Annotated in this window: 14 protein-coding genes; all 14 read right to left on the reverse strand. The window is 35.8% G+C overall.

Features of this window, described 5'->3' with window-relative positions; genetic code table 11:
• Nucleotides 1-456, reverse strand: a complete 456-nt coding sequence (locus tag A8975_RS09990) for a heme-binding domain-containing protein (RefSeq protein WP_129760629.1) — start codon at nt 454-456, stop codon at nt 1-3.
• Complete coding sequence (locus A8975_RS09995) at nt 457-1,092, reverse strand: DUF3347 domain-containing protein (RefSeq protein ID WP_129760628.1); 636 nt, start codon at nt 1,090-1,092, stop codon at nt 457-459. It abuts the gene before it with no gap.
• A gap of 19 nt (nt 1,093-1,111) precedes the next feature.
• Entirely contained in the window at nt 1,112-1,480 is a 369-nt protein-coding gene (locus tag A8975_RS10000) for a heavy-metal-associated domain-containing protein (RefSeq protein WP_129760627.1), read from the reverse strand.
• Between the two features lie 38 nt (nt 1,481-1,518).
• Nucleotides 1,519-3,873, reverse strand: a complete 2,355-nt coding sequence (locus A8975_RS10005; RefSeq protein WP_129760626.1) for a multicopper oxidase domain-containing protein — start codon at nt 3,871-3,873, stop codon at nt 1,519-1,521.
• A gap of 3 nt (nt 3,874-3,876) precedes the next feature.
• Nucleotides 3,877-5,112, reverse strand: a complete 1,236-nt coding sequence (locus tag A8975_RS10010; RefSeq protein WP_129760625.1) for a TolC family protein — start codon at nt 5,110-5,112, stop codon at nt 3,877-3,879.
• Nucleotides 5,109-8,810: an efflux RND transporter permease subunit gene (locus tag A8975_RS10015; RefSeq protein ID WP_134200228.1), complete on the reverse strand. Its 3,702-nt coding sequence runs from the start codon at nt 8,808-8,810 to the stop codon at nt 5,109-5,111. The genes A8975_RS10010 and A8975_RS10015 overlap by 4 nt, the downstream gene beginning before the upstream one ends.
• A 109-nt stretch (nt 8,811-8,919) precedes the next feature.
• Nucleotides 8,920-9,333 carry an HYC_CC_PP family protein gene (locus A8975_RS10020; RefSeq protein WP_241974209.1) on the reverse strand — a complete coding sequence of 138 codons (414 nt, stop codon included), beginning with the start codon at nt 9,331-9,333 and terminating at the stop codon, nt 8,920-8,922.
• Between the two features lie 60 nt (nt 9,334-9,393).
• Nucleotides 9,394-11,346: a heavy metal translocating P-type ATPase gene (locus A8975_RS10025; RefSeq protein ID WP_062618773.1), complete on the reverse strand. Its 1,953-nt coding sequence runs from the start codon at nt 11,344-11,346 to the stop codon at nt 9,394-9,396.
• Between the two features lie 11 nt (nt 11,347-11,357).
• Nucleotides 11,358-11,564, reverse strand: a complete 207-nt coding sequence (locus A8975_RS10030) for a GDCCVxC domain-containing (seleno)protein (RefSeq protein WP_076692386.1) — start codon at nt 11,562-11,564, stop codon at nt 11,358-11,360.
• A gap of 5 nt (nt 11,565-11,569) precedes the next feature.
• Nucleotides 11,570-12,157: a mercuric transport protein MerTP gene (gene merTP / locus A8975_RS10035; protein ID WP_062618771.1), complete on the reverse strand. Its 588-nt coding sequence runs from the start codon at nt 12,155-12,157 to the stop codon at nt 11,570-11,572.
• Nucleotides 12,154-12,516, reverse strand: coding sequence for a DUF3703 domain-containing protein (locus A8975_RS10040; protein ID WP_062619731.1), 363 nt, complete (start codon nt 12,514-12,516; stop codon nt 12,154-12,156). Before A8975_RS10040 ends, merTP begins: the two co-directional genes overlap by 4 nt.
• Nucleotides 12,517-12,572: 56 nt before the next feature.
• Complete coding sequence (locus A8975_RS10045; RefSeq protein ID WP_062618769.1) at nt 12,573-12,986, reverse strand: Fur family transcriptional regulator; 414 nt, start codon at nt 12,984-12,986, stop codon at nt 12,573-12,575.
• A gap of 2 nt (nt 12,987-12,988) precedes the next feature.
• Nucleotides 12,989-14,194: an efflux RND transporter periplasmic adaptor subunit gene (locus A8975_RS10050; RefSeq protein ID WP_062619728.1), complete on the reverse strand. Its 1,206-nt coding sequence runs from the start codon at nt 14,192-14,194 to the stop codon at nt 12,989-12,991.
• 4 nt (nt 14,195-14,198) lie between these two features.
• Entirely contained in the window at nt 14,199-18,533 is a 4,335-nt protein-coding gene (locus A8975_RS10055) for a CusA/CzcA family heavy metal efflux RND transporter (protein WP_134200230.1), read from the reverse strand.
• Between the last annotated feature and the right edge of the window lie 81 nt (nt 18,534-18,614).

Genomic DNA, 18,614 nt, shown 5'->3' on the forward strand with positions numbered 1-18,614 from the left:
TTAGTTTAAACTATCTTTTAATTGATTAAAATATTTGATGATTTCTTGTTTTTTAGTATTTGTAAATACGGCATTACTATGAATAAATGTATATGATTTTAAAGGCATTTTGTCATCCTCTATTTGGCTGATTATTGACCTCAACTTACTATTCTTCCGTCGGCTGGAATAAGAATCCCATTCACTAAAATTCAATTCTTCTTTTCCTTTTTTAATATGTCCTTCAAGAAACCAAGCAACAGGTTGCACCTTATTGTACCAAGGATATTGTGTGTTATTACTATGGCAATCGTAACACGAAACCTGCAACGATTTTTCAACCGTTACAGGTACGTTGTTCACGAGCATAAAATCGGTTTGTGGTATGGTTTCACTTTGGTTGTAATCCACAGGAAAAAACTGTATGGCAACCAAAGCAATTAATGCTATCCACGCTATGATTTTTACAATCTTCATTTAGTTGATTTCACGCTGTACTTTACCACATTTTAGCATTTTATCACCGAAATAGGGATTTCTGATTTCTTTGTTCATACTCAACCAAGCACCACCCTTGTTGTTATCGTACATTGGACAATACTGCTGGTAAATGGTCATTGATGTTCCGGTGATTTCTACCATATCAACCATATCCTTGCTCAATACTTTAAAATGTTCTCTTTGGTGCGCTATGTCACTTTCTGAAATATGTTCTGCGTGTTCAGTGGCATCTTCAATAATATCCTTTAGTTCGCTTTGCTTATCATCTGAATATTTAGAAGTATCAAAAGCCTTAAGTGATTTAGCCAATGTGCCTCCTAAATTTTTCGCTTTTGCGTTGTCATCGGCTACCAAAGCATCTTTAAGGTTGAAATAATCATTTAATACGACTTGTGAGGTACCATTTCCATTCATTGCCATTTCCTTTTTATCACCATCGTGATGACCATCGCTATTATCGTGATTCATTTTTGAATGGTCTCCATCTGCATTCATCTCTGAATGATGCTCTGTTGAATCATTCTTGTCTGTTTTGGCATCTTTACAAGACACTGCTGTAAGGGCTACAAATGCTATTGCAACTACTCCGAATACTAATTTTAATTTGCTCATTTTGTTTTGATTTTAACTATTATTTGTTTTTTGTTTCTTTTGGTGCTGATAGTTCCATTTCCCTATCATACTGACAACATCCTGGTAAATTATTATAAGCATTTTCATCTGCTTTTACTTTTTCTGTGTCATAACCTGATTTTGCTATTGCTTTATGTAAAGCCATTACATCTGTTTTTGTATTATCATAAGAAATAGACATTTGTTTGGTTTCTTTATCCCAAGATGCTTCAAAAACACCATCGATATTATTTACAGATTTTTCAATGGTTGATTTACACATTCCACAATTACCTCTAACACCAAAAACAGTTTCTGTTTTTGATTGTGCAAAGCCTACTGTTAGTGTCATAATTAATACGATTGATGTTAAAATTGTTTTTCTCATTTTTTCTTTTTTTAATTATTACTTATTTACATTTTAAATTAGAATCTTGCTAAAAGACCACCACCCCAACCATATCGGTTGTTATAGTTTCCTTGAATTGAAAAGTTTCTTGACAGGATGTAAGAAAGGCCAACCAACCATTGTGTTTCACTCTCATAAGAGCTATTCCCTATATCATTTACCCATCCAAAGTCTGCTCTATATTCATACTCACCTTCCAGAAAAATTCTTGGGAAAAGCAATAGCTCTCTATCCAAACGTACTCTTGGGCGTAGCTGATTATCCATACTCACATCTACATTAAACCTATAAGGTGTAAAGTATTTTACACCAATAAGACCAACTGTATTGAACTCATCGAAGGAATTTGGTATTTCTGTTTCTGTATTAACACCTACGTAGAGACGTACCCAATCATTTAGGTATCTATCATAGTTTACTTCGGCTTCAAGATTTCTGTCATAATCGAACTCTGCTCGTAAACCAAATCCATTTCGGATATTAGTTGACATCAAAAAGAGTTCGTTAAAGTTTGAGCCTGCACGCAACAATCCCCAGGAATAGTAATGGTCTGTTTCATCAACGAGTTTTTGAGCGGGAAAATCCTTCATCCTTACATCCCTTGGGGTATCATAACTAAATACTCTTGCCATACCACCCATCATATGATATAGGACGTGACAATGAAAAATCCAATCACCATATTCTTCGTTGTAGAACTCTATAACCACTTTTTGCATTGGCGGCACGTTAACCGTATGCTTTAATGGTGAACGTTCTCCATTTTCGTTAATCACTCTAAAATAATGACCGTGAAGATGCATTGGGTGATGCATCATTGTTAAGTTATTTAATGTTATTCTGGTAACCTCTCCTCCTTTAATTTTAATCTTATCTGTTTCAGATAATGGCACGCCATTTATACTCCACACATAGCGTTGCATATTACCTGTTAGGTTGAGTAAAAGGTCATTTACAGGTAAATCTTCCTTATAAGTGGTATTTTCTTTTGCCTTTAAAAAATCATAGTTGAAATAGGTTTTACGTGTATTGTAATCAAAAGACCTAGAGTCTTTCTCCATCATAGACATATTATGGCTCATTGGCATAGAATCCTTTTTCATATCCATCTTTTTGTCCATTTCCATTTGCATATGATTATCATTCATATTCATTTGGTTATCCATCTTACCATCTTTCATCGACATCTTATTATTCATATCCATATTCATCTTACCATCTTTCATATCCATTTGCATTCCATACCTTTTCATTAAAGCTTCAGGTGTATTTTTCTTTTGATTACCTGCCATTGCTGGCGCTCCCATTTTCATATCCATTTTGGCCATTTGCTTCATCATAGCGACCTTGTCTGGTCTCTCCATTCTTTTTGCTGGATATAGCGTTCCCTGACCCAATCGTAAGGAAGTGCTTCCAGAGCCATCCTGTGTTGTGGCGGTAACTTCTAAAGTACCATCGGGAATGGTTACGATAACATCGTAGGTTTCGGCAATACCAAATAGAAATCGGCTTTTAGATACGGGTTCCACATCGATACCATCTCCTGCAACAATCATAGGGTTTCCACCACCAAAGTCCATCCAATAATAGGTAGAGGCAGATGCATTGATAAAGCGAAGCCGTACTTTTTCGCCTGGTTTGAATTCTGGATATTCTGCTAACGACTTTCCATTGGTTAGAAAGGCGGGATAGTAGATATCGCTAATATCAGCCCCTTCCATACGGTCTCTCCAAAATTTCAGTTGAGCACCAAAAGCACCTTCTGAAATGACTCTACTCAATGGTACTGCTGTACCTTTTTTAACTTGATACCACTCGTTACCTCTTTTAAGGTTTCGTAGCACGTTCAATGGTTTCTCGTTTGTCCAATCAGAGAGTAGCACCACCAAATCTTTATCATATTCCAAAGTTTTTTCTTTTGGATGAATGATAATAGACCCATAAACACCTTTCTGTTCTTGTAACATTGTATGGGAATGGTACCAATACGTACCTGACTGGTTGATAGGGATTCTGTATTGAAAAGTCTCTCCTGGTTCGATTGGGGGTGTATTTAAATAAGGTACGCCATCATAGAAATTTGGAAGTATCAACCCGTGCCAATGCACAGAGGTTTCCACATCCATTTTGTTGGTAACATTAATAATAGCAAGGTCGCCTTCATTAAATTCCAAAACTGGTCCGGGAATACTACCGTTGATAGTCATACCTTTGGCGGTTACACCAGCTAGTGTCATTTCATTTTCCTCAATAGTGAGATTATATTCTTTTATTTTCCTTCCTTCTTCATTTCTATCATCTCCATTTGTCCCTACTTGGGCAAATGCAATTGACGTTAGGAATAATAGAAGTATTGTGTTTAATGTTTTCATTGTTTACTGAATTAAATAATTAATTATGACACTTTGAACATAGTAGGTTTTAATGGATTCTATTTGGTTCATTTGAAACTTTAACTGCAATTCTTGAATATCAAGGACATCGTTAAAATCAATCGTGCCAGTTTCGTAGCTTTTGATGAGAATTTGCTCTGCATCTTTAGCTTGTTTTAGGTTTTTTGTTGCTGTATTATTGCTTATTCTTGCTGAAATTCGGTCGTTAATAGCTTTATCTAATACCGTTTTTAAATTGTTTAAACGCTCTTGTTTTTGATAATTGATTTCTTGCTGTTCCAGTTCGTTTTGTTTGGAAATAGATTTGTACTTTTTATTGAATATTGGAATTGACACCGATACCATTGGCATTACAATATCTTTCCCGTTATCCGAGAAATTCATATCTGGTCTTTCGGAAACATTTATATAATCTAATCCAAAACCAATCATTGGACTGCTTTCTTTTTGATTTAGTAATTCTGACTTTTCTACAGACTGGTAGAGTTTATCAAACTTTACTAATTCAGGATGTATTGATAAATTTTCAGTATTGATTTCAAAATCTTCTATCGGAATTGTTAAGCTATCTACCACAGTAACTACAACATCATTTTTCCTATTCAAAAGGTTATTAAAATTAGTTTGTTCTGCTAAAAACTGTTGTTGCAACACATCTTTTAATTGCTGTAAATCGTTTTGTCGCATTTGCAAACGCAATACATCTACTGCTGACGCTTTACCTACCTCAACAGAAGTCAATGCCATTGTTTCGTAGGTTTCCAACAATTTAATATTATCACTCAATATTTGCTTTTTTGCTTGGTTTGCATACAGTTTGTAATAGGATTGCGATACTGAAGCCATTAGTTTACGTTTGGTAATAACGATGTCTTCGTATTTCGCATCTGCCAATGCGGTTACATAATCTTCACGAGAGGTAATTGTACCAAACCAAGGTAACATTTGTTTTGCTGATACTTTAAACCTTTGAGCGCCTGTGCGTGTTTCGGGTTCGCTAACAAAGTAACCGACGCCAAATTCGGTGTTTGGAATGGTGTTGACTTCATTCACTTTTTCTGAAACTCGTTTGTATTGCAACTCAAATTTTTGAATTTCGGGATTGTTTTCTAACGCTTCATCAATTAATGTTTCTAATTGTTGAGCGTTTACAAAAAGACTCAAGAAACAAGAGCCAAGAGCCAAGACGATTTTTATGTGTATTGATTTATATTTCATTTTGATGCTCTTTTAAGTTGAACTTCGGCTTTCAAGCTATATAAAACTGGCACAACAAATAAGGTGATTAAAGCTATTAACATTCCACCGAAACTCGGTATTGCCATAGGAATCATAATATCACTACCTCGTCCTGTTGATGTGAGTACAGGCAAGAGTGCTAAAATGGTTGTTGCTGTAGTCATTAAACACGGTCTAATACGTTTTTCACCTGCTTCTACAATAGAGGCTCTAATTTCCTTTTTTGTTTCTGGTGAATTTCTGTCAAATGTTTGTGTTAAATAGGTTGCCATTACTACTCCGTCATCGGTTGCTATACCAAATAGAGCAATGAAGCCTACCCAAACAGCTACACTTAAATTAATGGTGTGCATTTGGAATAAATCACGTAGGTTTTCACCAAAGACACTGAAGTTTAAAAACCACGATTGTCCGTATAACCATATCATTAAAAAGCCACCTGCAAAAGCTACTGCAATCCCTGTAAAAACCATTAAGGATGTACCCACCGAACGGAATTGGAAATACAGAATTAAGAAGATGATAGCCAATGCTAATGGTACAACTACCGATAAGGTTTTTTCGGCACGTAATTGGTTTTCGTAAGTTCCTGTAAATTGATAGTTAATGCCTTTTGGAACTATTAATTCGCCTGCATCAATCTTACTTTGTATCATGGCTTGTGCATTTTCTACTACATTTACTTCTGCATAGCCATCCATTTTATCAAACAACACATAGCCTACTAAAAAGGTGTCTTCACTTTTAATGACTTGTGGCCCTTGCTCGTAACGAATGGTTGCCAATTCGCTTAAAGGTACAGGACTACCTTTTTCAACAGGCACGTAAATTTGCTGTAAATCGGTTGGGTTGGCTCTTAATTCTCTTGGGTAGCGCACACGAACGCCATAACGCTCACGACCTTCCACGGTTTGGGTTAAGGACATACCACCAACAGCTACTTTTAATACGTTTTGCACCTCTTCAATACTTACACCATAACGTGCAATTTTTTCTCTATCAATATCAATTAGCAAATACGGTTTACCCACAATACGGTCTGCAAAAACGGCTTCATCCTTTACACCTTCAGCTTCTTTTAAAATGGTTTCTAACTGCATTCCAAAAGCTTCAATTTCTTTTAAATCTTGCCCTTTTATTTTGATTCCCATTGGTGCACGCATTCCTGTTTGTAGCATTACCAATCGGGTTTCAATAGGTTGTAGTTTTGGTGCTGATGTGACGCCTGGTAATTTGGTGACTTTTACAATTTCGTTCCAAATATCGTCTGGTGATTGTATTTCTGGTCGCCAGTTTCGGTAAAACTCGCCATCATCGTCTGGGATTAATTGTTCTTTTACATTTAGAGATTGCCACGCTTCACGTTGTTCCGCTCGCAATGACATTCCGTTTTTTAATACATACTCACCATCATTGTTGACCTTATAGCGTTGACGCCCTCCTTTATCATTCAGCATATATTCAGGTTTGTATTGAATGATGTTTTCATACATTGATAATGGTGCAGGATCTAAAGCTGATTCTGTTCTTCCTGCTTTACCCACAACGGTTTCAATCTCTGGAATACTGGCTACTGCCATATCCAATTGCTGTAAAACGCGCTTATTTTCTTCTACTCCAGAGTGTGGCATTGAAGTTGGCATTAATAGAAAAGAACCTTCGTTTAAGGATGGCATAAACTCTTTACCTGTGTTTTTCATTATGAAAAAGCCTGCTATGACAATTGCTGTAGGTATGGAAAGAAATAATAATTTATTGTCTAAACACCATCTTAAAATACGTGTGTAGTATTTAATGAATAATCCAAATACACCTAACAAGCCAAAACAAATAATAGCTACAAAAATGAGGTTTAAGAAGATGCTTTCGTTTACTCCTAACGGTCGCCAATATTCTGCTAATAAGAATACAATTGCCGAAGCAGAAATGATGATGTTGGCAAAGTTTGCTTGTTTATCTGAAATCTTGTTTTGAAGATTTAATAAAGCTGTGACACCAAAAGCGATGAGTATGACACCTAACCAATATCCATAAATTATTGCTGCTATTCCTAATACTATTAAAACACCGTTTAAAGCATATTTAAAATGTTTTTGAATGCTCTTTTTTCGGAATAAAAAGGCCGCAAACGGTGGTATTAGAAATAAGGCTACAATTATGGACGCTGTTAAAGCAAAGGTTTTAGTAAATGCTAATGGTCTAAATAGTTTTCCTTCTGCACCAATCATTGTAAATACAGGAATAAAACTGATAATGGTTGTCATTACTGCGGTTACGATTGCACCAGATACTTCTGCTGTTGCGTTGTAAACGACTGTGTTTATTGGTAATTTGTTTTCGTTTTCGTCTAAATGCCTTACGATGTTTTCTGAAAGTATGACACCAACATCTACCATTGTACCAATAGCAATAGCAATGCCTGATAGTGCTACAATATTGGCATCGACACCAAAGAGCTTCATTGCTATAAATACCATTAACACCGCAACAGGTAATAGCCCTGAAATCAATACGGAAGCACGAAGATTAAATACCATTATGATAATGACCAAAATGGTAATGAGTATTTCTAAAGTTAAGGCTTCATTGAGTGTACCCAATGTTTCTTGAATCAATTCTGTACGGTCGTAAAATGGTACTATAGTTACTTGTGATGTTCTACCATCTGCCAACGTTTTTGTAGGTAGTCCTGCGCTTAATTCGTTTATTTTGGCTTTTACATTATTAATCACTTCCATTGGGTTAGCGCCATAACGTGCTACTACAACACCACCAACCACTTCTGCACCTTCTTTGTCTAAAATTCCACGTCTTGTTGCAGGACCTAAAGACACTTTTGCCACATCTTTAATTTTGATAGCTGTGTAATCTTCTGAAGTTACAACTGCATTTTCGATGTCTGCTATGGATTTCACATAACCCAAACCACGTACCAGATATTCGGCTTGATTGATTTCTAAAGTCTGTGCTCCAATATCTCGGTTACTTTCTTTAACTGCTTTTACAATATGGTGCAAGCCAATATTATATTGACGCATTAACTCTGGGTTTACATCAACTTGATATTCTTGCACGTAACCACCAATAGATGCAACTTCAGATACACCACTTGCAGATGACAATGCATATTTTACATAGTAATCTTGAATACTACGTAATTCGTGCAAATCCCAACCACCCGTTACATTTCCATTTTCATCACGACCTTCGAGTGTGTACCAAAATATTTGACCTAATCCTGTAGCATCTGGTCCCAAAGCAGGATTAACACCATCAGGTAATAAACCACTTGGTAAGGAATTTAGTTTTTCGAGAATGCGACTTCGACTCCAGTAAAACTCTATATCTTCTTCAAAAATGATGTAGATACTGGAAAAGCCAAACATAGACGAGCTACGAATGGTTTTTACTCCAGGAATACCCAATAATGATGTGGTTAATGGATAGGTAATTTGGTCTTCTATATCTTGTGGTGAGCGACCATCCCATTTGGTAAAAACGATTTGTTGGTTTTCGCCTATATCTGGTATGGCATCTACAGCAACTGGATTACTTGGTAAGAAACCAGTATCCCTATTGAAAGGTGCATTAACCGTTCCCCATCCTACAAAAAGGACGAGTAGCAGAACTGCAACGAGTTTATTTTCTATTAAAAATTTGATGCTTTTATTGAGCATTGGCTTTGATTATTAAACAGTTAGACATTGGTGTAAGAAAAACACCGAATACAGCAAATTATCCTTACGACATTGCAGTCATAGGATAAAAAAGTCTATTGTTTAAAAATCAAATTAAGTATGTTTCGTCAATCTTGTAGAGTTGCCTTATGACGAGTGGCGGTTTATATTCTTCGTAAGTAGAAACGTTATTTTCTAAACCTTCAAAAAGGTTAATGTAAGTGTAAACAAATGAAGCCAAAAATACTTGTTGTTCAAATGTGATTTTGTCAACTTGCAATTGTAATTCGTCTTGACCTTCAATTGCTAATTGTTTATCATCACAACAATTTTTCTTGGTAATAGAACATCCTTCGGTTGAAGGCTTTTCCATTTCCATTCCGCACCCTTTGGCTTTATGAAAAATAGCAGTTTCTACTAACGTATCTCCGCAATAATGCATATTCACAGTAAATGACATTGTAGAGAATAACACTACAAAAGCCATTGCGAAAGCCATTATTTTATGCAATACTTTTTTCATTGTAATTGCAAAGTTACGAAATTTTAACAAATACTTATTTAATTAACAGAAGTTTAATGCTCAACTCCATTTCATTTTCTGTAACCTTACCGCATTTAGAATTGCTAATAAAGCCACGCCTACGTCTGCAAATACAGCTTCCCACATTGTTGCCAAACCTCCTGCTCCCAAAATCAGTACAATTACTTTAATACCAAAAGCCAAAATGATATTCTGCCATACAATTTTTCGAGTGGAACTGCCTATTTTAATAGCTCTCACTACTTTTGAAGGTTGGTCGGTTTGAATGATAACATCGGCTGTTTCTATGGCTACATCGCTACCTAATCCGCCCATTGCTATACCTACATCACTTGCTGCTAAAACAGGTGCATCATTAATACCATCACCAATGAAGGCTACTTTATTTTGTGGATTTTTCTTTAATGCTTCAACTTCATTTAATTTATCCTCTGGCAATAAACCTCCCTTGGCATTTTCTATTTTTAAATCCTTTGCCACTTGTTGAGTTATGGAATCTTTATCTCCTGAAAGCATCATTATTTTTTTAATCCCTACCCTATGTAAACTTGATATGGTTTCTTTAGCATCCTCCTTTAATTCGTCCGCAATTACCACATAACCTGCAAAAACATTATCAATAGCTACCAAGACAATAGATTCCACGATAGATTCAGTTTCATTAGGCACTTCTATATTATTGGATACCATTAAAGCCTTATTTCCAACCAAAACTTCTTTACCTTTTACCATACCTTTTAACCCTTTTCCTGCAACTTCAGAAACCTTATTTGCTTCAAAATTGTTGGTTCCTTTCTGGTATTCCATAATAGCTTTAGCAATAGGATGTGTAGATTGCTCTTCCATTGCCATTAGATAGTTCATAAATTCTTCTTCATCCCAATCAAAGGTCTTAATGCTTTTGATTTTGAAAACTCCTTTGGTTACCGTTCCTGTTTTGTCCATTACCAAAGTATTTATCTTGGTCATTGCATCTAAAAATGAAGCACCTTTAAATAATATTCCATTTTTTGAAGCTGCTCCCAATCCACCGAAATATCCTAATGGAATTGAAATCACTAACGCACAAGGACAAGATATTACCAGGAAAATTAATGCTCTGTATAACCAATCTCTAAACACATAATCATCTACAAAAAAGTATGGTATAAAAGTTACACCAATAGCTAAAAACACTACAATTGGTGTGTAGATACGAGCAAACTGTCTGATGAATAATTCTGTTTTAGACTTACGAGCTGTAGCATTTTGAACCAAGTCTAATATTCTCGCAATAGAACTATCTTCAAAGGTGTTGGTTACCTCAACTTCAACAACACTTTCTAAATTGATACTACCTGCGTAAACCTTTGCATCTTTCTGAATAGAATCTGGTTTGCTTTCGCCTGTTAATGCTGCGGTGTTTAGAGATGCTTTTTCGGATAATAAAATACCATCCAATGGAATTTTTTCACCTACTCGAATTTGTATTTTCTCGCCAATATTTACAGCTTCTGGCGACACACTTATATAATCACCATCACGAAATACATTAGCTTCTTTTGGTCGAACATCTAATAAGGCTTTAATATTTCCTTTTGCTCTATTAACTGCTGCGTTTTGAAATAATTCTCCTACTGCATAAAATAGCATTACTGCAACACCTTCGGGATATTCGCCAATGATAAACGCACCAATGGTGGCAATAGACATTAAAAAGAACTCGGTAAAAACATCGCCTTTTATAAGACTTTTCCATCCTTCTTTAATTACAGGAAATCCAACTGGAATATATGCTAAAGTGTACCAAACTACTCGAATCAATCCTTCAAATTGAGGAATCGCATCAAAATAATCTACAGCGATACCTACCATTAACATAACAAAACTTATAATAGCAGGAATGTATGTCTTGAATGCACTTCCATCTCCGTGGTCGTGACCATCATCGTGAGAATGTTGTTCTTCTGAATTTGGTTTTAAATCTCTTAAATTGACTTTCTTTTTTTTCATTTAGTTTTGTTTTAGCAACAACTTTTGTTTTGTTGAATTGGTGGACAAGGAACTGTACCATAAGAACAATACACACAACAATCTCCTTCGATTGGTTTCAAAACCGTTTTACAATGCTCACACTCGTAAAAGAATTGACAAGCGTTAGTTGGCATATCTTCTTTCTTTTTATGACCACAGGTTGGGCAAGTGATTTCCGATTTTAATATAGTTTGCATCAATTTTAATTTTTATCAGTTACTTTATAACCCGTAGAATTAATTGCTTTCTCAATTTCTAATTCATTAGTTTTAGTTTGGTCATACTCAATGATTGCGTTACCATTCTTGTATGATGTTTTTGAGTTTACAATTCCGTTAAGTTTATTTACTTCGTGGTTTACGTGAGCTTCACAACTGGCACAAGTCATTCCACTTATTTTATACTCTGTTGTTTTGATATTTGATTTATCAACGATAACAATTTGTTTCTCTGAATTTGGATAAAACATACTTGAGTAGTATGGTAATGCCAACATCACTATTGCGAATACTGTTACAACTCCTAAAAAGGTTTTTGACTGAATAAATTTTGGTTTTTTATCCGTTTCACATTCACAGTCGATTTCTTTTTCTGGTTTTAATTTTTGATACCAAGCAAAGAGAAGAACTAATATAGTTAGCCCTATTAAGTAAGGTCTAAATGGTTCTATCCAAGAAAAAGTTGAAGCTACACCACTTGTACCTGCAATTAATGCCAAAACAGGTGTGATGCAACACAATGAAGCTGTGATTGCTGTTAGGATACTTGTAACCGCTAATTTATTTTTCATTCTATATATAATAATTTTTCAATGTCATTTGGAATAGGCATACGTTTTAATGGTGGTACGTTTGCGCCACCTGTGTTACCAAGAGGAACGTGATTTATAAATGATTTCCAGCCACCAACAAGCAATCTAATAATTTGACCGAATACTTCTTTAGTATCTTTTTGTCTAAATCCAAACTTTAGCATTAGCCAATGTGAATAGGTATGCTCTATAGGATAAGATTGTCCTATTATATGACTACGTTCTAAATGATACCAAGCATTGCTAAAATGCTTATTTTCTAAACAGAAACTGTATAGTTTTAATTCTTCGTTATACGCCTGTTTCAGATGTTTAGGTATTTTAGTATTAAACTTCATATCCACTAATTTTGGATAAATGTACTTTAATAGTAAGTGCAATGGAAGTGCAATTATTAGCCACTACACTTATCGCAAATACCTTTTACCACCAAATTTACATTCTCTGACACAAAACCATCAGGTACTTTAATTTGCGGTATTTTATGTTCTGTTAGGCAAATCGTTTCATTGCAATTGTTACAATGGAAATGTAAGTGTAAATCGGTTTTTATATCACAATTACATCCCTTTTCGCATAACGCATATTTTGTTATCCCTGTGCCATCGTCTATTTGATGTACAATATCATTTTCCTCAAAAGTTTTTATTGTTCTGTAAAGCGTTGTTCTATCTGCTTTTCCAAAAGCATTTTCAATATCACTTAAGGTTACTGCAACATTCTTTTCCGCAAGAAACTTATAAATTAGCAACCGCATTGCTGTTACGCGAATATCTTTTGACTCTAATACTTGTTCTATCGTTTCCATAATTAATGAGCGTGTTCTGCTTCTCCTTTTTTCATTTCTGCTATAAGGTAATACGCATTATTGTAAGCAAATTTGGTATTAGCGGATACTTCTTCTGAAAAAGTAACTTCAATCCAATCTCCATCTTTTTCTCCAGTTATTACTTCTACAGGCTTAAAAGCCCAAATTTCACCTTCTTTTTCTATCGTAAAAACAAAAAATCTATCGCCATCTTTTACAATGGCACTTTCAGGCAATGCCTTTGTTAAAGCATTATCGGTTTGTATTCTTCCTTGAATGTACATACCTGGAATGAGATTACCTGATTTATTTTCTATTTCGGCGTGCACGTGAACCGCTTTAGGGTTGTCTTCAAAGGTTTTGCTTACCGAGTAAATCTCGGCCGTAAGTTCTGCATCTGGTATGGATTGCACACTAAAAGTTACCTTTTGCCCTTGTTTTACTTTATAGACATCTTTTTCAAACACCATTAAATCTGCGTGCACGTGGTGTGTGTTTACAATCTCGAACAGTTCAGTTTGTGGTTCTACATATTGCCCTGTCTTAACCTCGACTTTTTGCACAAAACCTTCAATGGGGCTTCGTAGCGGAATTTGTTGAGCGATACTCCCATTACGAACTGATGCTGTATTGATATTCAAAATTTTCAGTTGAGCTGCCAAACCATTTACTAATGCAGTTGAACCTTTGTATTCTGCTTCTGCCTTTTGGAAATTAGCACCAGATCCTACTCCTGCATCGTATAATTTTTTTTGGCGTTCGTAATTTTTCTTTAAAAGTTCGCTATTGCTATAAGCGTTTAGGTAATCGGTCTGTAAGGCTATAATATTTGGATGTGACAAATAAGCCACTACCTGACCTTTTTCAACTTTATCGCCTTCAATGACTTTTATGAATGTTACATTTGCTCCTATAACAGAAGTAATAGCAGCTTCGTTTTGGGGTGGTACTTCCAATGTGCCGTTTGCCTCAACATAGCCACTCATATTGCGTAAGCCCAAGGTGTCTATTTTCATTTTTAAGGCATCAAACTGTTGCTGATTAAGCGTTACTTCGCCTTCTTCGTGGTGTTCTTCATTTTCACTGGTTTGTTCTGTTTTATCGTGAGAAAGTCCATCATTTTCTGAATGGTCTTTTTTATTGCCACAAGACACCATAAAAAGTGCTGCAAAAATGACTGCGATGTATTTGTATGCTGTTTTTTTCATAATGTTATTGATTGAAATATTGTAATTGAAATGCACTTTCTAAATAATTGAATAAAGCGTTTTGAGCTTCCAGTTCTGACTGTACGGCTTCTTTTACCAATTGTGTAAAGGTGGTATAATCTATTTCTCCTTCCTTATACGCCAACAACGCTCCTGATTTCTGGTCTTTGGTTAACGGTAACACTTGTGTTTCGTAAAATTCCCAAGACAGTTTCCATTTTAAATAATTTTCTTTTGCTTGTGCATATTGTGATTGTAATTCTTGTTTTTTGAATAACAAATTACTTTCTGCAATAGCATTGTCAATTTTTGCTGATTTAATTCGGGCTTTGTTTGAACCTGACAGGAATGGAATGGAAATTCCTGCTTGATAGGTATAAAAACCTGAATTACCATTAACTTTTTGTAAACCACCCTGAAGGTTCAATTTCGGTAAATTATCGGCTTTTGCCGCTCTCAATTCTGCTTCGGCGACATTCAATTGATTTTCTGAAACAGTAACCATTGGATGTTCATTTGTTGATAAGCTATCAGTTTCAATCGTTGCAATGTTTTCCAATTCTTCTGATACAGTATAAATTTCGTCTTCAAATAACCAAAGATTTAACTGTTGTATGGCTATGAGGTAATCTCTGTATGCCTGTACTTTTTTATTTTGAATTTGAAACACTTGATTTTTTGCCGCTGAATACTCCAATTTAGAAATGGCTTCCACTTCAAAGTTCAGCGTAACTGCTTGTTCAAAATTACCATAGATGGAATCAAGCTCTTTGTACAACTGAAAGTTTCTCATAGACTGATAACATTTTGCCCACGCTTTTTTCACTTCCAGTTCTACCTCCAATTCAGATAATTGCAATGCTTTTTGAGACAACTCAATGCGTTGTTGTTGCAGTTTTCGTTTTGCTCCGATTCCAAACACATCCATATTTGATTGTCCAACACCGACCGTTGTGTAGATTCCTGTTCCATCTTTCACTTCTTCACCTCCTGTAAAGATTTGAGTAGAACCAAAATCATATGCTGTGGATTTTAGGTTTTCTTGTTTGGTAACTTCCAATTGTTTTTGCTTCAATAGTGGATAGTTCTTTTTAGATAAAGCAACAGCTTCGTTTAAAGTGATTTTAGACAAGGTATCCGTGATTTGTTGTGCATTACTTCGAGTTGAAAACACAAACATTAAAACCAGTACTGCGGTTGCACTCACTACTTTTTTGTTCGGCTTTAACCTAAAGGTCTTATTCTCTACCCAATGATATAAAATAGGCAATACAAATAAAGTGAGTAATGTAGAAGTCAATAATCCACCAATAACTACCGTTGCCAACGGACGCTGTACTTCTGCACCTGCCGAAGCTGAAACAGCCATTGGTAAAAAGCCCAACACATCTGTAAATGCTGTTAGCATAATAGGGCGTATTCTTCGTTTTGTGCCTTCCAAAATCCGTTCTTTTAAATTGGTAACACCTTCTTCTTTCAATTCATTTAAGCCACTTATCATTACCAAGCCGTTTAATACGGCCACGCCAAACAATACAATAAAACCAACACCTGCCGAAATGCTAAAGGGCATATCTCGTAACCACAAAGCTACCACACCGCCAATGGTAGCCATTGGAATAGCAATGTATATCATTAAGGTTTGTGGTACTGATTTTAAAGCAAAGTATATCAGTACGAAAATAAGTAGTAAGGCAATAGGTACTACGGTTTGCAAGCGGTTACTGGCACGTTCTAAATTTTCAAAAGCACCGCCATAGCGTACAAAATAACCAGAGGGTAATTCTAATTGTGCATCTAATTTGGTTTTAATTTCTTCTACCAACGATTTTACATCACGTCCTCTTACATTGATGCCTACATAGGTTCTTCTGTTGGTATTGTCCCTACTTATTTGCATAGGTCCCGCTTTATAAGATATATCAGCTACTTCACGAAGTGGAATTTGTGCCCCTGAAGGCAAATTGATAAACAGATTTTGAATATCTGATATATCCTTACGGTTGTGTTGATTTAAACGAACTACCAAATCAAACCGCTTTTCGCCTTCAAAAATAACGCCTGCATTTCCTCCTGCAAATGCCGATTGCACCATTTTGTTAAGTGTGTTGATTTGCAGTCCATATTGAGCCAACTTATCTCTACTGTAGTTTATAGTCATTTGAGGCAGACCTGTTGTGGCTTCGGCTTTCATATCACCAATACCCGGTGTTCCTGCAATTATTTTTGTTATTTCTTCTGCCTTTTGAGATAAGACCTCGATGTCTTCGCCGTACAACTTAATGGCAATATCTTCCCGCACTCCTTCAAGTAACTCGTTAAAACGCATTTCTATAGGTTGGGTAAATTCATAATTGACTCCAGGAATAATTTCAACAGCTTCTTTCATTGCTTCAATAAGCTCGTCTTTTGTCTCTACCGTAGTCCATTCACTTTTAGGTTTCAGTATAACGAATACATCTGCTAAATCCATAGGCATTGGATCGGTGGGTATTTCGGCCACACCAATACGGCTCACAATTTTTTCGACTTCGGGAAATTTTGACTTTACAATTTGCTCTATTTTAGTAGTGGTTTCTACTGTTTCAGATAACGAGCTACCCGGTTTTAAAATGGCGTGGAATGCAATGTCGCCTTCATCGAGTTGTGGGATAAATTCACCTCCCATTCGGGTAAACATAAAGACTGTTACCGCAAATAGTGCCACTGCAATTCCCACAATCCATTTTCCTTTTAAGAGTGCTTTTTCCAATAAAGGTTTGTACTTATCTTCAACCCAATGCACAAATTTATCACCATGAGATAATTTGTTGTTTTTTGGTGTTCTCAATACCAAAGCAGACATCATTGGTACATAGGTAAGACACAAAACCATAGCTCCAATCATTGCGAAAATAAAGGTCAATGCCATTGGTTTGAACATTTTCCCTTCAATACCTTGTAAGGCTAAAATGGGAAGAAACACAATAAGTATAATCAACTGACCGAAAAAGGCTGCATTCATCATTCTTTTGGAAGCCGATGCTGCAACCTCATCACGCTCTTTGGCTGTTATTTTTTTCTTTTTAAGTACTTGGGAAGCGATAAGGAATACCGTAGACTCCACAATAATTACTGCACCATCTACAATAATTCCGAAGTCTATAGCCCCTAAACTCATCAGGTTTGCCCATACATTAAATACATTCATCAAAATAAATGCAAACAGTAAGGATAGTGGAATGGTTGAAGCTACAATTAAGCCACCTCGCCAATTACCCAACAAGAAAATGAGAACGAAAATAACGATTAAAGCCCCTTCAATAAGGTTTGTAGCAACCGTTGATGTCGTTTCTCTAATTAACTTACTTCTGTCTAAAAGTGGTTCAATAACAACTCCTTCTGGCAGGGATTTTTGTATTTGAACCATACGCTCTTTAACATTGGCAATCACATCATTTGAATTTGCACCTTTAAGCATCATTACCAAGCCACCGACAACTTCTCCTTCGCCATCTTGGGTTAATGCTCCGTAACGAATGGCTGAACCAAATTGAACCGTTGCTATATCACCAATGGTAATAGGTACATTATTAATGGTTTTAACCGTAATTTTTTTAATGTCGTCTAAACTTCTTGCCAATCCTTCCCCTCGTATAAAATTAGCCTGATGGTTTTTTTCGATATAAGCACCACCCGTATTTTGGTTATTGGCTTCGAGGGCTTCAAATACATCTGTAATGGTAATCCCAATAGATTTAAGCTCGTTAGGGTCTACAGCAACTTCATATTGTTTTATTTTACCACCAATAGCGTTGACCTCGACAACACCAGGAACCATTGCCATTTGGCGTTGTACAATCCAGTCTTGCATTGTACGCACATCTGAAATGGAATATTTATCTTGATATTCTGGTTTTACTTTTAATGTGTATTGGTATATCTCTCCCAGACCTGTGGAAATAGGTCCCATTGTAGGTTCTCCAAAACCCGCAGGAATTTGTTCTTTTACTTCGTTGAGTTTTTCTGCTACCAATTGCCTTGGAAGATATGTACCCATATCATCATCAAATACAATGGTGACAACTGACAGACCAAAGCGTGAAATTGAGCGAATTTCTTCCACATTGGGCAAATTGCTCATTGCCACTTCAACAGGGTAGGTTATTATCTGCTCAATATCTTCTGTACCTAAATTTGGTGATTGCGTTATTACCTGAACTTGGTTATTGGTAATATCGGGAACGGCATCTATGGGTACTTTGGTCATACTCCAGATACCTGCTCCAATAATGGTAAGCGTTAGCAAACCAATAATGAATTTGTTATTGATTGAAAAATCAATGATTTTATTGATCATAAGAATGGTTATAATGAATTTATAAAAGAGATAAGCAACCTATTTTAAATGGGTTACTTGAATTTATAAGACACCTACATA

It is taken from the genome of Meridianimaribacter flavus, from assembly GCF_004366715.1.
Classification (GTDB): Bacteria; Bacteroidota; Bacteroidia; order Flavobacteriales; family Flavobacteriaceae; genus Gaetbulibacter_B; species Gaetbulibacter_B jejuensis.